Below are 14401 nucleotides of genomic sequence, written 5' to 3' on the forward strand. Positions count from 1 at the left end.
ACCCCTGTCCAGCGACCGGGCACCCCATGCGCACCGGTCTCGTCCGAGGGACCAGAGATTAGTGCTTCGGGCCGTCGCAGGAACAGCCATCCGGGCTGCGGACGCGCCCGCTGCCTGCGCGGACCGGGCACCCGGGCGTTTCCGACGGCTCACGGCGGGCAGGAACACCCGCACGTTCCGCCCCTCCAGGAGAGCCCAGATGTCGCTACGCACCCTGATCACCGAGGTCCAGAGGGCCTGCATCCGCGCCGCCATGCACGAGAACGGCCTGACCTACGGCTCCTGCGACGAGGGCGGCTTCCACGGCACCTACAACCTGGTCCCGCTCGACCACGAGCGGGAGCCGATCGGCGGCTTCAACCCGGTCGAGCTGTTCGTCAGCTATCCCGGCGGGGAGTGGTACGTCGACTACGCCGGCCAGCGCATCCCGTTCTCCCAGACCTCCTACAACGCCTACGACCTCCCCTTCGAGCCGACCGAGGTCTTCGAGTCGTGCCGCAGCGTGGTCGCCGAGATCCTCGACCCCTGGCTCAACGTGCCGCAGACCGGCGACTTCGACGACGCGATGGCCTCGCTCAACACCGCCGCCTACAACCTGTTGGCGGACGGGGTCTTCACCGACGGCGACGGCACCGAGCAGACCCTCGACGGCGGCAGCCTCGCCCTCAACGACTGGGTGAAGTACGCCGACGACGAGCTCACCCAGTACAACGGCGCGATGATCGAGGCGCTGGACGCGCAGTACGTCTCGCGCCTGCGTCCGACGCTGTCGGGTCAGTTCATCGTGGCGAGCGGGGCCGGCACCGTGGTCGCCGGCGAGCAGGAGATCTGGCGGATCGCGAACGAGGAGATCCTGGAGATCGCGACCGCCGCCAAGGAGGCGTTCGACGCAATCAGCGAGCGCGGCGAGGTCGACTGGAAGAAGGTCCTGCAGGTGGTCGGCGCGGTCGCCGGGGCGGCCAGCCTCTTCGTCACCGGCCCCGGCGCCCTGGTCACCGCGATCACCGCGACCCGCACCATCTCCGGCATCATGACCACCTTCATGCCCGATCCGCCACCGGCCGAGGAGGCGACGATCTCGGGCCGCAGCGTCCAGGACGTCTGCGACTCGCTGTCCACCGCGACCGGCAAGCTGGCCACCTCCGTGGGCGACGCGGAGAGCGCACTGCTCAGCTTCGGCATCCGGATGGACGGCTACGTCTCCGACAACCGCGCGTACTTCGACATCAGCATCACCCGCGACGTGCGCTCCTTCCTCGAGGACGACGGCGCCGCCTACTTCGCGGCGGGTGAGAACCTCGAGGTGCTGACCCCGCACCTGCGCGAGATCGCGCCGCGGTTCAGCCTGATCGCGGAGAGCCAGCGCACCGCGTCGACCGCGGCGGACGGCGCCAGCACCGAGTCCCGGTGGTACCGCGACTCCGCGCTGGGGCTGAGCTATCGCGGCTGCTACGCCGGCTACTCGGTGCTGGAGCAGACGCTGACGAGCCTCTGCAACAACTCCGCGACCGAACTCGACTCGGTCGCCCAGCGACTGGTCGAGGTCTCCTACGACTTCGACCGCACCGACGAGCAGATCGAGGAGGAGATCCGCCGGCGCACCGACGAGGTCCGCGCGGTCACCGCGTGACCGGGGCGGGCGTGGCGGCTCAGCCTCCGCGCCGCCAGACCACGACCGACTGTCCCGCCGCGGGCGAGCGCAGTGCCGGCAGTCGATCGGTGGGCGTCGCCGCGGGTCGCGCGGCCAGGGCCTGGCGCAGCGCGTCCCGGGTCGCGTCGAGCTCGGCCTGCAGCTCCTCGTTGCGGTTGCGTACGGCGAGCAGCGCGTTCTCCAGGTCGAGGATCCGCCGGACGCCCTCGATGCCGATGCCCGAGGCGGTCAGCTCGGCGATGCCGCGCAGCCGGTCGATGTCGCTGGAGGAGTAGCGGCGACCGCCGCCACCGGTCCGACCGGGGGTGATCAGGCCGAGTCGCTCGTAGGTGCGCAGCGTCTGCGGGTGCAGGCCGGACAGCTCGGCGGCCACGCTGATCACGTAGACCGCAGCGTCCGGAGCCGGCGGCTCGGTGCCGATCGGCGGCCGGACCGGACGCCGAGCAGCCATCACGCACCGTCCTGGAAGAGGTTGGCCCGGAGCGGGTGGGAGGCGGTGGCGGCGGCATAGGCATCGAGCGCCTGCCGCGCGTCGTCGCTGAGCGACCCGGGCACCTGCACCGCGACCGTGGCGAGCAGGTCGCCGCGGGAGCCACCCTTGCCGGCGGCGCCCTTGCCGCGGACCCGGAAGGTGCGGCCGTCGGGGGTGCCGGCGGGGATCTTGAGGGTGACCGGAGCACCGCCGAGCGTGGGCACCTTGATCTCGGCGCCGAGGGCGAGCTCGGGGAAGGAGACCGGCACCTCGACGGTGAGGTTGTCGCCCTTGCGACCGAAGACCCGGTGGTCGCGGACCTTGACGGTGACGTAGAGGTCCCCGGCGGGCCCGCCGTTCTCCCCCGCGCCGCCCTTGCCGCGCAGCCGGATCCGCTGGCCGTCGCTGACCCCGGCCGGGATCTTCGCCTGGATCGTGCGTGCGGTGCGCGACGTACCGGAGCCGTGGCAGGTGGGGCACGGGTCGTCGTAGACGAGCTGGCGGCCACCGCAGGCGGGGCAGGTCTCGTTCATCGAGAACGCGCCGCCCATCGACGCGACGACGTAGCCCGTGCCGTCGCAGGTGCCGCACACGTGCGGCTGGGTGCCGGGCTTGCCGCCGGTGCCGGAGCAGGTGGAGCAGGCGCCGTCGGCGGCGATCCGCAACGAGACGGTCACCCCCTCCAGCGCGTCGGTGAAGCCGATCGTGGTGGAGGTCTCCAGGTCGTGGCCGCGGGCGGCGCGCGGCTGGGCCCGGCGCCCGCCGAAGCCGCCGCCGAAGAGGTCCCCGAAGAGGTCCCCGAACCCGCCGCCGGCGCCGCGGTCGCGGAGCAGGTCGTCGACGTTGAAGCCACCGGCGCCGCCGCGGGCGCCGTACCCGCCGCTGGCGAACAGCTCGCGGGCCTGGTCGTACTTCTTGCGCTTGTCGGGGTCGCCGATCACGTCGTAGGCCTCGGCGACCGCCTTGAACCTGTCGTGCTTGGCGGTGTCGCCGGGGTTGGAGTCCGGGTGGTTCGCGCGGGCGAGCTTCCGGTAGGCCTTCTTGATCTCGTCGGCCGACGCGGACTTGCCGACGCCGAGCTCGGCGTAGAAGTCCTTCGTCGCCCAGTCGGCCCGAAGGCCCTCGTTCGGGTCGCTCATCGCGCACCTCCCTGGTGTCTCATCATGGTGCGGTCCGCTCTCGGCCGCACGGTTGACTTGGGGTTTCGGACCCCTTCACTCGGGGTTTCAGACCCCTTGACTCGGGCTTTCGCGCCCTTCGCGTCGGGGCCCGGGCCCCTCGAGCGGGACGAACCCACGACTCGAGGGGCCCGAAACCCCAACTCGACGGATCACTCCGGGTCGACCACCAGGACCTGGGCGGCGCGCACCACGCGCTCCCCGATCTTGTAGCCGGCCTTGGCGACCACCTTGACGGTGGTCACCTCGACCTCGGGGTCGGAGCCCATGTGCGAGAGCGCCTCGTGGACGGTCGGGTCGAAGGGATCACCGGGGGCGGCGAACTTGACCAGACCCAGCCCGGCGACGACCCGCTCGAGCTGCTCGGCGACCGTCTTGAGCCCGCCCTCCAGCGGCTCGTGCTCGCGGGCCCGGTCGATCGTGTCGAGCACGTCGACGATCGGGGTGAGCGCCGCGTAGGTGGCGTTCTCCTTCAGCATCTCCCGGTCACGCTCGACCCGGCGCTTGTAGTTGAGGTACTCCGCCTGGAGACGCTGCAGGTCGAGCGTCCGCTCGGCCAGCGCCTGCTCGGCGGCGGCCGCCGGGTCGACCGGCTCGGCCTCGACCGGCTCGCCGGACTCCGCCTCGCCGGACGCCTCGGAGACCTCGGAGACCTCGGCCTCGACGACGTCCTGCGGCTCGAGCGGACCGCCCTCCTCGACCCAGTTGTCGACCCCGGACGTCTCCGGGTCGTGCTCGCCGGCGGTCGCGCCGTGGGGCGACGGGTGGTCGTTGTCGTGACCGGAGGTCACTTGGACTCCTCGTCGGTGCCCTCGGCGTCCTCGTCGACGATCTCGGCGTCGACGACGTCGTCGTCACCCTCGCCGGTCGCCCCGGTGGTGCCGCCGGCGGCCGCGGCGTCGGCCTCGGCTGCGGCGTACATCGCGGCGCCCATCTTCTGGCTGGACTCGCCGAGCTTGGTGATCGCGGCCTGCAGGTTCTCGGTGTCGGTCTCCGGCTCCTCCAGGGCCTTCTTCAGCGCCTCGACGTCGGCGGTGACCTCGGTCTTCACCTCGTCCGGGAGCTTGTCGCCGTTGTCGGCGATGAACTTCTCGGTGGTGTAGACCAGCTGGTCGCCCTGGTTGCGGACCTCGACGGCCTCGCGACGCTTGGCGTCCTCCTCGGCGAACTGCTCGGCGTCCTTGACCATCCGGTCGATGTCGTCCTTGGACAGCGCGCTGCCGCCCGAGATGGTCATCGACTGCTCACGACCCGAGGCCTGGTCCTTGGCGGAGACGTGCACGATGCCGTTGGCGTCGATGTCGAAGGTGACCTCGATCTTCGGCACGCCACGCGGCGCCGGCGGGAGGCCGGTGAGCTCGAAGTTGCCGAGACCCTGGTTCTCCGACCAGATCGACCGCTCGCCCTGGGCGACCTTGATCTCCACCGACGGCTGGTTGTCGTCGGCGGTGGTGAAGATCTCCGAGCGCTTGGTCGGGATCGTGGTGTTGCGCTCGATCAGGGTGGTCATCACACCGCCCTTGGTCTCGATGCCGAGGCTGAGCGGGGTGACGTCGAGGAGCAGCACGTCCTTGACCTCGCCGGCCAGCACGCCGGCCTGCAGCGCGGCGCCGACGGCGACGACCTCGTCCGGGTTGACGCCCTTGTTGGGCTCCTTGCCGCCGAGCAGCTCCTTGACCAGCTCGGTCACGGCCGGCATCCGGGTGGAGCCGCCGACCAGGACCACGTGGTCGATGCCCGAGAGCGCCACGCCGGCGTCCTTGAGGACCGCCTGGAACGGCTTCTTGGTGCGGTCGAGCAGGTCCGCGGTCAACTTCTGGAACTCCGAGCGGGTCAGCCGCTCCTCGAAGTGCAGCGGGCCGGACTCGCCGTGGGTGATGTAGGGCAGGTGGATCGTGGTGTCGCTGGAGGAGGAGAGCTCGATCTTCGCCTTCTCCGCGGCCTCCTGGAGGCGCTGCGCGGCGATCTTGTCGGCGGAGAGGTCGACACCGTTGGCGTCCTTGAACTTCTTGACCATCCAGTTCACGACCGCGTTGTCCCAGTCGTCACCACCGAGGTGGTTGTCACCGCTGGTGGCCTTCACCTCGACGACGCCCTCGCCGATCTCCAGCAGGGACACGTCGAAGGTGCCGCCGCCGAGGTCGAAGACCAGGATGGTCTGGTCGTCGCCCTTGTCGAGGCCGTAGGCCAGCGCGGCCGCGGTCGGCTCGTTGACGATCCGGTCGACCTTCAGGCCCGCGATCTCGCCGGCCTCCTTGGTGGCCTGGCGCTGCGCGTCGGAGAAGTACGCCGGGACCGTGATCACCGCGTTGGTGACGGTCTCGCCGAGGTAGGACTCGGCGTCGCGCTTGAGCTTCTGGAGGATGAACGCCGAGATCTGCTGCGGCGTGAAGTCCTTCTCCACCGGCTCGCCGATGTGCTGGGTCCAGTCGGTGCCCATGTGGCGCTTGACGGACCGGATGGTGCGGTCGACGTTGGTGACGGCCTGCCGCTTGGCGACCTCACCGACGAGGACCTCGCCGCCCTTGGAGAAGGCGACGACGGACGGGGTGGTGCGGGCGCCCTCGGCGTTCGCGATGACGGTGGGCTCGCCACCCTCGAGGACCGCGACGACGCTGTTCGTCGTACCGAGGTCGATGCCGACTGCTCGTGCCATGTCTGTTCCTCCTGCGTCGCGGCCTCGGTGGCCGCAGGTAGTTCTGGGGTTCGAATCAAGAAACTTGCGTCGATTCGACTCAAGTCTGACATAGGGGTCAACGGCGTCGTACCGGGGGTTTGTTCCCGCCTCGCACGGAACTTCTGCGGGAATCTCCGCAACCAGGAATCCGCGGGCCCTCTGGCGCCTTGGGACAACCATGAGCACAACCCAGGACACGAACGCCAACTCCGTCCCCGAGCTCTCCCTCAACGACGGGACGTCGATCCCCCAGCTGGGCTTCGGCGTCTACCAGGTCGACCCGGGCCAGACCCAGGACGTGGTCAGCCGCGCCCTCGAGGCCGGCTACCGGCACATCGACACCGCGCAGATGTACGGCAACGAGGAGGGTGTCGGCGCCGCCATCGCCGCCTCCGGCATCCCCCGCGACGAGCTCTACGTCACCACCAAGCTGAACAACTCCTTCCACCGCCCCGACGACGTGCGCAGCAGCTTCGCCGCGTCGCTGGAGCGCCTCGGGCTCGACCACGTCGACCTGTTCCTGATCCACTGGCCCTCCCCACCCGGTACGACGGCGACTACGTGTCGACCTGGCAGGCGATGACGTCCCTGGTCGGTGAGGGCACCACGAGGTCCGCGGGCGTCTCCAACTTCGAGCCCGCCCACCTGGAGCGGATCATCGGCGAGACCGGCGTGGTGCCGGCGGTGAACCAGATCGAGGTGCACCCCTTCCACGGCAACGAGGCGGCCCGGACCGCCACCCTCGGGCACGGTGCCCTGGTGGAGGCCTGGTCGCCGATCGCGCAGGGCAAGGTGCTCACCGACCCGGTGGTGGCGAAGGTCGCCGAGGAGGTCGGCCGGACGCCCTCGCAGGTGACGCTGCGCTGGCACATCGAGCGCGGGGACGTGATCTTCCCGAAGACCACCCATCCCGAGCGGATGGCGGAGAACTTCGCGCTCTTCGACTTCTCGCTGACCCCGGACCAGGTGGCCGCGATCTCGGCCCTGGACCAGGGCGAGGCGGGCCGGATCGGTCCGAACCCGGAGACCTTCGACTGGGTCCCCGCCTGACCCGCGGAGCATCGGCCGGTCGGGGGGCGCACCCACCCGCGCCTCCCGGCCGCCGCCGGACGCCCCCCGGACACCGCCGGTGACCGGGGCGATCAGCCCTGGACGGTGACCCGGACCTCGTTGGAGGACTTGCCGGTGGACTTGTCGGTGACCCGGAAGCGGTTCACGCCGCTGACACCGGTCTGCACGTAGGTGGAGAACGACTCCCCGCTGACCGGGATGGTGGCGTCGAAGTCGGCCCACCTGCCGGACTCGAAGCGCTGTACCTGGAGCACGGCGCCCTCGCCGCCCGGGTAGATGCCGGTCAGGTCGATCTGTCCGAAGTTGGCGACGGAGGACTGTCCGGCGGAGAGGGTGATCGCCTTCTCCGCGGCCTTCTTCGTCTTCTCCTCGGTCGCCTCGTCGGTGGCCTCCTCCGACTCGCCCTCCTCGGGCTCCTCGGTCGCCGGCTCCTCGGTGTTGAGGGTGACCAGCGGCCCGCTGGCCTCGGTGGTCTTCTGCGGCTTCGGGATCACCATCGTCTGGCCCCGGGTCGACCCGTCGGCGGCGGTGCTGTCCTCGCCGATGCCGAGCATCCGGGTGCCGACCAGGGCGACGCCGGCCAGGATCACCCCCACGGCGACAGCCACGGCGACGAGCGCGACGATCCCGTTGACGATGGGTCGCCGCAGGTTGTCCGAGGGCTGCTCGTGGTCGTCGCTCACCTCGCCATTGTGAGTGAGCGGTGGTTGCCGACCAAACCCGAACCAGCGGCCGGGGCCGGGCCCGCCCGCCGGCTGCCCGGCGGGCGGGTCAGAATCCGCGGGTCCAGACCACCTGCTCGTGCAGGCGGCGGGAGCGCCAGCCGCGCACGGTGCGGACGAACGAGTGGTGGTAGAGGCCGCCGACCTCGACGACCCGGGTGGCGCCGGCCCCGGCCGCGGCGTCCGCGATCACCATCGGGTTGTGGAAGTAGGCGGTCACCTTGGCCTCGTCGCGGGGGGTGGCGAAGGTGATCACCACCTGGCCCAGGGTGTGCATCCGCGCGGAGGAGAAGGCGGGGAGGTTCTCGGCCAGCCACGGCTTGACCGTGGCGATGTCGCCGGCGATGCCACCGGACTCGGTGTAGTCGACCTGGGCGTCGCGGGTGAACACGGAGTCGAGGCGGTCCCACTCCCCGGTGTCGATCGCGATCGTGTAGCGGTGCAGCGCGTCGGTGATCTCGGCGCGGTCGCTCAGCTCGGCGGCCTCGATGGGCATCTCGGGTTCCTCCCTGGGCGCCGGCTCAGGCGCGCGGCTCGAGGATCACGACCGGGATCTCCCGGTCGGTCCAGGACTGGTAGTTGTCGAAGTCGGCGTAGACGTCGACGAGACGGGGCCACAGTGCCGCACGTTCCTCCGCGTCGGCCACGCGGGCCCGCACCCTGCGCCCCCGCTCGCCCTTGAGGTGGATCGTGGTGTCAGGGTGCGCCCGCAGGTTGTGGTACCACTGCGGGTGCTTCGGCAGGCCACCCTGGGACCCCACGACCACCACGTCCCGGCCGTCGCGCATGTAGAGCAGCGGCGTGGTGAACTCCTTGCCGGACCTCCGTCCGACGTGGTCGAGCAGGAGCATCGGCACCGGCTGCTTCCAGCCCGCGCCGATCCGCCACTTCGAGCCGATCCGGCCGTTGGTGAGCCGGAAGACGGCGACGTTCGCCTTCGCGCCGTACTTGATGATCGTGCCGACCATCGGCTTGTCGAGCCCCTCGGGCTTCTCCTTGGGCAGACCCATGGGACTCATGCTGGCAGAAATTTAGAACGCGTTCTACTGTGCTCGGCATGCGATTCACCTACGCCGAGGCGATGACCCACGCCGAGTACTACGCCCCGCTGGCCCAGGCCTGCGAGGCGAACGGCTACACCAGCATGTCGATCGGCGACAGCCTGATCTACCCGAAGGAGTCCGACTCCAAGTACCCCTACACCGACACCGGTGACCGGGAGTTCCTGGAGGGCAAGGAGTTCATCGAGACCTTCATCCTCTGCGCCCACCTGTTCGCGGTCACCGAGCGGCTGCGGCTCACCCCCTTCGTGCTCAAGCTGCCGGTCCGCCCGCCGGTGCTGGTCGCCAAGCAGGCCTCCTCCCTGGCGTTCCTCTCCGGCAACCGGCTGGGTCTGGGCGTCGGCCTCTCCCCGTGGCCCGAGGACTTCCTGGCGATGGGCGTGCCGTGGGAGAAGCGCGGCAAGCGGATGGACGAGTGCATGGACATCCTGCGCGGCCTGACCAGCGGCGAGTTCTTCGGCTACGACGGCGACTTCTACTCCTTCGAGCCGCTGCAGCAGTGCCCCGCCCCGACCGAGCGGATCCCGCTGCTGGTCGGCGGTCACTCCGACGCCGCGCTGCGCCGGGCCGTGCGCAAGGGCGACGGCTGGATGCACGCCGGCGGCGACGGCGAGGAGCTCGACCGGCTGCTCACCCGGCTGGCCGAGATCCGCAAGGAGGAGGGGGACGACCGCGACGACTTCGAGGTCCACGCGATCTCCTACGACGCCTACTCCGTGGACGGCGTCAAGCGGCTCGAGGACAAGGGCGTCACCGACTGCATCGTCGGCTTCCGGGTGCCCTACATCAAGGGCGAGGACACCGAGCCCCTGCAGACCAAGATCGAGCATCTCGAGAAGTTCGGCGAGAAGCTGATCGCCAAGGTCAACGGCTGATCCGCGGTGGGCGACCAGAGCGCGTCGTACGGCCTCACCGAGCCGCTGCAGCGGGCCATCGCGGAGGCCGAGGAGCTGATCGCGAACGCGCCGTTCATCCGCACCGAGGCCGACCGGCTCGAGGGGTACGACTACCTCGCCGGCCGGATCCGGATGGCGCTGCAGACCGCCTTCGACTACGACCTCGAGCAGCCGATCTTCGTCAACCCCACCCACCAGTTCTCCCGGCAGGGCCTGGACAACCCGGACGCGGTCTACTTCAACGCCTACCTGCGCGAGGGCGTCGAGTACGTCGTCCGCGGCCGCCGCGGCACCTCCGCGGACCTCTCCTTCCAGGTGATGGGGGGCAGCTACAGCGCCGACTCGGCGGCCACCTCGATGATGGCCTTCGACGAGCGCGGCCTGGAGGTGGCCGCGGACGGGTCCTTCGAGTTCCGGTACACCGCGGAGCCCGGCGCGAAGACGCTGATCGTGCGCGAGGTGTTCAACGACTGGGACACCGAGGAGCGCGGAACGATCACGATCGAGCGGCTCGACACCCTCGGCCGGCCGCGCGCTGCGCTGACCCGCGAGCGGCTGACCAAGCGCTACGACGTCGCGGCCCGCTCGCTGGTCACCTCGATCCAGACCTGGTTCGCCTTCCCGCACTTCTTCCAGTACAAGGAGCCGGTCAACACGCTGACCGCGCCGGCGTCCACCCCGGGCGGCCTCTCCTCGCAGTTCTCCTCGATCGGCCACTACGAGCTCGGCGAGGACGAGGCGATGATCGTCACCGTCCCGCGGTGTGACGACTGCACCTACCAGGCGATCCAGATCGGGTCGGACTGGTATGCCTCCACCGACTACGAGACCCACCAGACCTCGCTGACCAAGGCCCAGGCCTCCTGCGACGACGACGGGATGCTGCGGTTCGTGATCTCCGAGCGGCCGCCGGGTCCCGGCGGGGCCCCCGTCGCGAACTGGCTGGAGACCACCGGGCACCGCACCGGGCCGATCATGCTGCGCTGGCAGCAGCTCTCCCGGGACCTGACCGCGGCCGACGGCCCGCGGGTCGAGGTGGTCGGCGTCGACGAGGTGGCGGCCGCGCTGCCCACGCTCGAGGGGCTCTCCGAGGAGCAGTACGGCGAGCGCATCGCCGCACGCCAGCGCGCGGTCGCCCGGCGAATGATCAGCTAGCGACGGTGACGGGGGCCTGATCGCCGGGCGCTGCCCTTGCCGCCACCGGTCAGGTGTGGCAGGAAGGAGGCGTGCCCGGCGCCCGCGTGCTCCTCGCCGCGGTCCTGACCGCGGCGGTGCTCACCGCGTGCTCGGGGCCGGACGCCACCGGCCCCGACGACGACCGCACGTCCTCGGGCGCCCCCTCCCCGTCGGGCCGCCCCTCGGGGTCAGCGGCCGGACCCTCCTCGACCGCGGGACCGAGCAGATCCGCGGCGGCGCCGCGGGTCCCGGTGGACGCGGCCCGTACGACGACCGCAGTGGCGGCGGTGCGCCACCTGGCGGGCCGGATCGGCGCCAGACCGGGCACGTCGCCGGCGTACTTCCGGGCCGCGGACTGGGTCGAGGGTCGGCTCACGGAGCTGGGCTGGACGGTGGAGCGCCAGTCGTTCCGGGCCCCCGGCGGGGTGTCGTGGGGTGAGCCGGTGGCGGCGGGCCGCTCGGTCAACCTGGTCGCGCGGCTGGGCGAGGTCCGCCCTGATCGGGGCTGGCTGGCGGTGGGCGCCCACCTGGACACGGTGCCGCAGGCGCCGGGCGCGGAGGACAACGCGTCGGGCGTCGGCGTGCTGCTGGCCGTCGCCGAGGCGCTGGCCGGGCACCGCACCCGCCTGCCGGTGGTCCTGGTCGCCTACGGCGCGGAGGAGCCGCGCGGGCCGACCGACGACGACCACCACTACGGCTCCCGCGCCTTCGTGGCCTCCCTCGACGCGGCGCGGCGGAAGAGCCTGCGCGGCATGATCTCCCTGGACCGGGTCGGCGTGGGTGCGGCGGTGGTGATCGGCTCCCCGACGTCCCCGGACCCGCTCCGCGCCGAGGTGGTCGCCGCGGCGCGACGTGCCCACGTGCCGCACCGGGTCGAGGACGGGCAGCGCTCCAGCGACCACTGGTCCTTCGTCCGTGCCGGGCTGGCGGGTGTGCGGCTCGGCAGCACGCCGTACGCCGGCTACCACTCGCCCGGGGACGTCCCGTCCGTGGTCGACCCCGCCCAGCTGGGGCGCACGGCGCGGCTGGTGCTGGCCTGGCTGCGGTGACGCTCGGTGCGGGACCGGGGGTCAGCCCGCGTACGGCCCGGTCGAGGTGCTGCGCACGGCGTCGAGGATCGCGGTGGCCCCCGCGCCGGTGACCGCGCGCGGAGCGAACGAGCCCGGGTCCATCGCATAGGGCACCAGCCGGATCGCCTTGAGCCGGCTCCCCCACCAGGTGCTCTCCAGCAGCACGCCCTGCTGCGTCTGCGGGAGCAGGAACTCCATGTCGAAGACGAAGTTGCCCAACGAGTGCAGCACCGGGACCCCCTCGACCGCGTCGATCCCCTGGACCCAGTGCGGGTGCCCGCCGACGACCAGGTCCGCCCCCGCCGCCACCAGCCGGCGCGCCACCAACCGTTGCACCGGCTCGGGGGTGTGCGTGTACTGGGTGCCCCAGTGCGGCAGCACCACCACGGCGTCCGCGATCCGGTCCGCCCGCCGGATCTCCCGGGTCACCCGGTCCAGGTCGGCGGCGACCAGCGGCCCGGTCCGCGGCGGCATCCGCACCGAGAGCGCGCCGGGGTCCGTCGCGGTCGCCCGCGGAGTCTCCCCGATCGCGTTGAACCCGATGAACGCGTACGACGCCCCGCCGGCCTCCAGCACCGCCGGTCGCGCCGCGGCGTCGAGGTCGGCGCCCGCGCCGAACGGCGTGACCGGTGAGGCGGCGAGCAGGTCGACGGTCTCCAGCAGCGCGGCGGGCCCGTAGTCGCCGGCGTGGTTGTTGGCCAGCGAGACCGCGTCGAACCCGGCGCGGCGCAGCACCGGGACCAGGCCCGCGTCCGCGCCGAAGGAGTCGTCGCCCTGGGTCGGCGCGCCCGCGGTCGAGAGCGTGCTCTCCAGGTTGCCGACGGTCAGGTCGGCACGGCGCAGCCGGTCCCGCATCGGCGCCAGCGCCGCGGTCGGGTCGGGCACACCGCGGACCAGCATCAGGTCCCCGGCGATCGTGATCGTCACCGCGTCCGGGTGAGCGGCCACCGGGTCCTCGTCGTCCACGACGGCTGCGGTCACCGTCGGCCCGACCGCGCCCGGTGGCACCACCGCGACCGTGCTCGGCTCGCGCTCCACCGCACGGACGGCGCGCGCGGCCGCCGTCGCGGTCCTCGCCACGCGCACCTGCCCTCGGTGCCACCGGGTCACCGCGCCGGAGCGCAGCCGATCCGCCTGGGCAGCGGTCAGCCGCAGCGGCGGGCGAGCGGCGTGGCCGACGACGAGCAGCTCCGCGCGTGGCGTCAGGGCGGGTCCTGAGGGGGCGGGTTCTGAGGGGGCGGTCTGCGCGGGGTCGCTGTGGGCGGGGTCGCTGCGGGCGGGGCCGGTGGCGGAGGTCGTGCCGGTCGCCGGCGTCGTACCGGCGGGGGCGTCGGGTGCGTCGGAGCAGCCGGCCAGCACCGCCGCCCCGAGCAGCGCCGCCCCCAGGGACGCCGCCCCGGGAACCTCATGGGGGCGGCCGCACGGGTCCGGCGGGCGGCCATGGCGCCAGGGTAGGCCCCGGCCTCCGTCCCGTGTGCCACGCTCGTCCCATGCCCCGCGAGACGATCTCCCTCGACCTGCCCGGCGGACGCGTGCTGGACGTCCAGGTGTCCGGGCCCGCTGACGGGGTGCCGTTCATCTGGCACCACGGCACCCCCGGGTGCAGCTATCAGCCGGCGAACAAGACGAAGGCGCTCGCCGACCGCGGCCTGCGCTACGTCTCCTACTCGCGCGCGGGAGCCGCCGGCTCGACCCGGAACGCGGGCCGCACGGTCGCCGACGTGGCGGCGGACGTGGCGGCGATCGCCGACCACCTGGGCGCGGAACGGTTCCTGACCGGCGGTGGGTCGGGCGGCGGCCCCCACGCCCTGGCCACCGGCGCCGGACTGCCCGACCGGGTGCTCGCGGTGCTCGCGGTGTGCTGCGTGAAGCCGTTCGTCGGCCAGCCGGACTTCCTCGACGGGATGGGCAGCGACAACGTCGAGGAGTTCAGCCTGGCGCTGCGGGGCGAGGAGGCGCTGCTGCCGTTCCTGGAGAAGGATCGCGAGGGGATCATCACCGGCGACGCCGCGACCGTGGTGCGGACCCTGGACTCGCTGCTGCCCGAGGTGGACCGCAAGGTGCTGACCAGCGAGGTGGGCGAGGACCTGATCGCCAACCTCAAGGGTGGTGTCGAAGAGCTCTACGGGTGGCTGGACGACGACCTGGCGTTCACCCGGCACTGGGGTTTCGAGTTGGACGACATCGCGGTGCCGACGTACCTCTGGCAGGGCAGCGAGGACCTGATGGTCCCGTTCCACCACGGCGAGTGGCTGGCCGAGCGGATCCCCGGCGTGGTCCCCCACCTGGAGCAGGGCGAAGGGCACCTCTCGATCGTGGTCGCCTCCTTCGAGGCGATGCTCGACGAGCTGCTGCCGCACCTGCCGCGCTGACGACGGGCGCGGGCACCAGTCCTCAGCGGGCGGGACGCGGCCCTGCCGGCCTCGG

At 72.0% G+C, this 14401-nt stretch carries 13 protein-coding genes and 1 pseudogene; 6 read left to right on the forward strand and 8 right to left on the reverse strand.

Annotated elements, in window-relative coordinates:
• Positions 1-199 precede the first annotated feature (199 nt).
• On the forward strand, positions 200-1630 hold the full coding sequence (locus tag FIV43_RS13515; RefSeq protein WP_141014551.1) for a hypothetical protein: 1431 nt from the start codon (positions 200-202) through the stop codon (positions 1628-1630).
• Between the two features lie 19 nt (positions 1631-1649).
• Here FIV43_RS13515 and FIV43_RS13520 read toward each other — a convergent pair whose 3' ends face one another.
• From FIV43_RS13520 to dnaK, 4 genes are all read right to left on the reverse strand, one after another.
• On the reverse strand, positions 1650-2102 hold the full coding sequence (locus FIV43_RS13520) for a heat shock protein transcriptional repressor HspR (RefSeq protein ID WP_141014552.1): 453 nt from the start codon (positions 2100-2102) through the stop codon (positions 1650-1652).
• Positions 2102-3262, reverse strand: coding sequence for a molecular chaperone DnaJ (gene dnaJ / locus FIV43_RS13525; RefSeq protein WP_141014553.1), 1161 nt, complete (start codon positions 3260-3262; stop codon positions 2102-2104). Before dnaJ ends, FIV43_RS13520 begins: the two co-directional genes overlap by 1 nt.
• A gap of 191 nt (positions 3263-3453) precedes the next feature.
• The gene (gene grpE / locus FIV43_RS13530; protein ID WP_141014554.1) at positions 3454-4092 is read right to left on the reverse strand and encodes a nucleotide exchange factor GrpE; all 639 of its coding nucleotides are present in this window, start codon (positions 4090-4092) and stop codon (positions 3454-3456) included.
• Positions 4089-5957, reverse strand: coding sequence for a molecular chaperone DnaK (gene dnaK, locus FIV43_RS13535; RefSeq protein ID WP_141014555.1), 1869 nt, complete (start codon positions 5955-5957; stop codon positions 4089-4091). Before dnaK ends, grpE begins: the two co-directional genes overlap by 4 nt.
• 199 nt (positions 5958-6156) lie before the next feature.
• Between dnaK and FIV43_RS13540 the strand changes: the two are divergent.
• Positions 6157-7028, forward strand: a pseudogene (locus tag FIV43_RS13540) (aldo/keto reductase).
• A gap of 92 nt (positions 7029-7120) precedes the next feature.
• Here the strand turns inward: FIV43_RS13540 and FIV43_RS13545 are convergent.
• The 3 genes from FIV43_RS13545 to FIV43_RS13555 all read right to left on the reverse strand — a co-directional run bounded on the left by FIV43_RS13545 (position 7121) and on the right by FIV43_RS13555 (position 8790).
• Positions 7121-7732 carry a hypothetical protein gene (locus FIV43_RS13545; RefSeq protein ID WP_141014556.1) on the reverse strand — a complete coding sequence of 204 codons (612 nt, stop codon included), beginning with the start codon at positions 7730-7732 and terminating at the stop codon, positions 7121-7123.
• 88 nt (positions 7733-7820) lie between these two features.
• Complete coding sequence (locus FIV43_RS13550) at positions 7821-8267, reverse strand: nuclear transport factor 2 family protein (protein ID WP_141014557.1); 447 nt, start codon at positions 8265-8267, stop codon at positions 7821-7823.
• A 25-nt stretch (positions 8268-8292) separates the two neighbouring features.
• On the reverse strand, positions 8293-8790 hold the full coding sequence (locus tag FIV43_RS13555) for a nitroreductase family deazaflavin-dependent oxidoreductase (RefSeq protein WP_141014558.1): 498 nt from the start codon (positions 8788-8790) through the stop codon (positions 8293-8295).
• A gap of 38 nt (positions 8791-8828) precedes the next feature.
• Here FIV43_RS13555 and FIV43_RS13560 point away from each other — a divergent pair, with 38 nt between their 5' ends.
• The 3 genes from FIV43_RS13560 to FIV43_RS13570 all read left to right on the forward strand — a co-directional run bounded on the left by FIV43_RS13560 (position 8829) and on the right by FIV43_RS13570 (position 11953).
• Complete coding sequence (locus FIV43_RS13560) at positions 8829-9707, forward strand: TIGR03619 family F420-dependent LLM class oxidoreductase (protein WP_141014559.1); 879 nt, start codon at positions 8829-8831, stop codon at positions 9705-9707.
• Between the two features lie 6 nt (positions 9708-9713).
• Positions 9714-10883: a hypothetical protein gene (locus FIV43_RS13565; RefSeq protein WP_141014560.1), complete on the forward strand. Its 1170-nt coding sequence runs from the start codon at positions 9714-9716 to the stop codon at positions 10881-10883.
• 71 nt (positions 10884-10954) lie between these two features.
• Complete coding sequence (locus FIV43_RS13570) at positions 10955-11953, forward strand: M28 family metallopeptidase (protein WP_196780799.1); 999 nt, start codon at positions 10955-10957, stop codon at positions 11951-11953.
• A gap of 21 nt (positions 11954-11974) precedes the next feature.
• Here FIV43_RS13570 and FIV43_RS13575 read toward each other — a convergent pair whose 3' ends face one another.
• Positions 11975-13333 carry a CapA family protein gene (locus FIV43_RS13575; protein WP_181407483.1) on the reverse strand — a complete coding sequence of 453 codons (1359 nt, stop codon included), beginning with the start codon at positions 13331-13333 and terminating at the stop codon, positions 11975-11977.
• 131 nt (positions 13334-13464) lie between these two features.
• Here FIV43_RS13575 and FIV43_RS13585 point away from each other — a divergent pair, with 131 nt between their 5' ends.
• Positions 13465-14346, forward strand: coding sequence for an alpha/beta fold hydrolase (locus FIV43_RS13585; protein WP_141014562.1), 882 nt, complete (start codon positions 13465-13467; stop codon positions 14344-14346).
• The last annotated feature ends 55 nt before the right edge of the window (positions 14347-14401 follow it).

This window comes from Nocardioides sambongensis (assembly GCF_006494815.1).
Classification (GTDB): domain Bacteria; phylum Actinomycetota; class Actinomycetes; order Propionibacteriales; family Nocardioidaceae; genus Nocardioides; species Nocardioides sambongensis.

Excerpts from the sequence above, each read along its gene's own strand:
- FIV43_RS13515 (WP_141014551.1), top strand. The coding sequence starts at position 200 with ATGTCGCTACGCACCCTGATCACCGAGGTCCAGAGGGCCTGCATCCGC.
- FIV43_RS13520 (WP_141014552.1), bottom strand. The coding sequence starts at position 2,102 with ATGGCTGCTCGGCGTCCGGTCCGGCCGCCGATCGGCACCGAGCCGCCG.
- dnaJ (WP_141014553.1), bottom strand. The coding sequence starts at position 3,262 with ATGAGCGACCCGAACGAGGGCCTTCGGGCCGACTGGGCGACGAAGGAC.
- dnaK (WP_141014555.1), bottom strand. The coding sequence starts at position 5,957 with ATGGCACGAGCAGTCGGCATCGACCTCGGTACGACGAACAGCGTCGTC.
- FIV43_RS13550 (WP_141014557.1), bottom strand. The coding sequence starts at position 8,267 with ATGCCCATCGAGGCCGCCGAGCTGAGCGACCGCGCCGAGATCACCGAC.
- FIV43_RS13555 (WP_141014558.1), bottom strand. The coding sequence starts at position 8,790 with ATGAGTCCCATGGGTCTGCCCAAGGAGAAGCCCGAGGGGCTCGACAAG.
- FIV43_RS13560 (WP_141014559.1), top strand. The coding sequence starts at position 8,829 with ATGCGATTCACCTACGCCGAGGCGATGACCCACGCCGAGTACTACGCC.
- FIV43_RS13585 (WP_141014562.1), top strand. The coding sequence starts at position 13,465 with ATGCCCCGCGAGACGATCTCCCTCGACCTGCCCGGCGGACGCGTGCTG.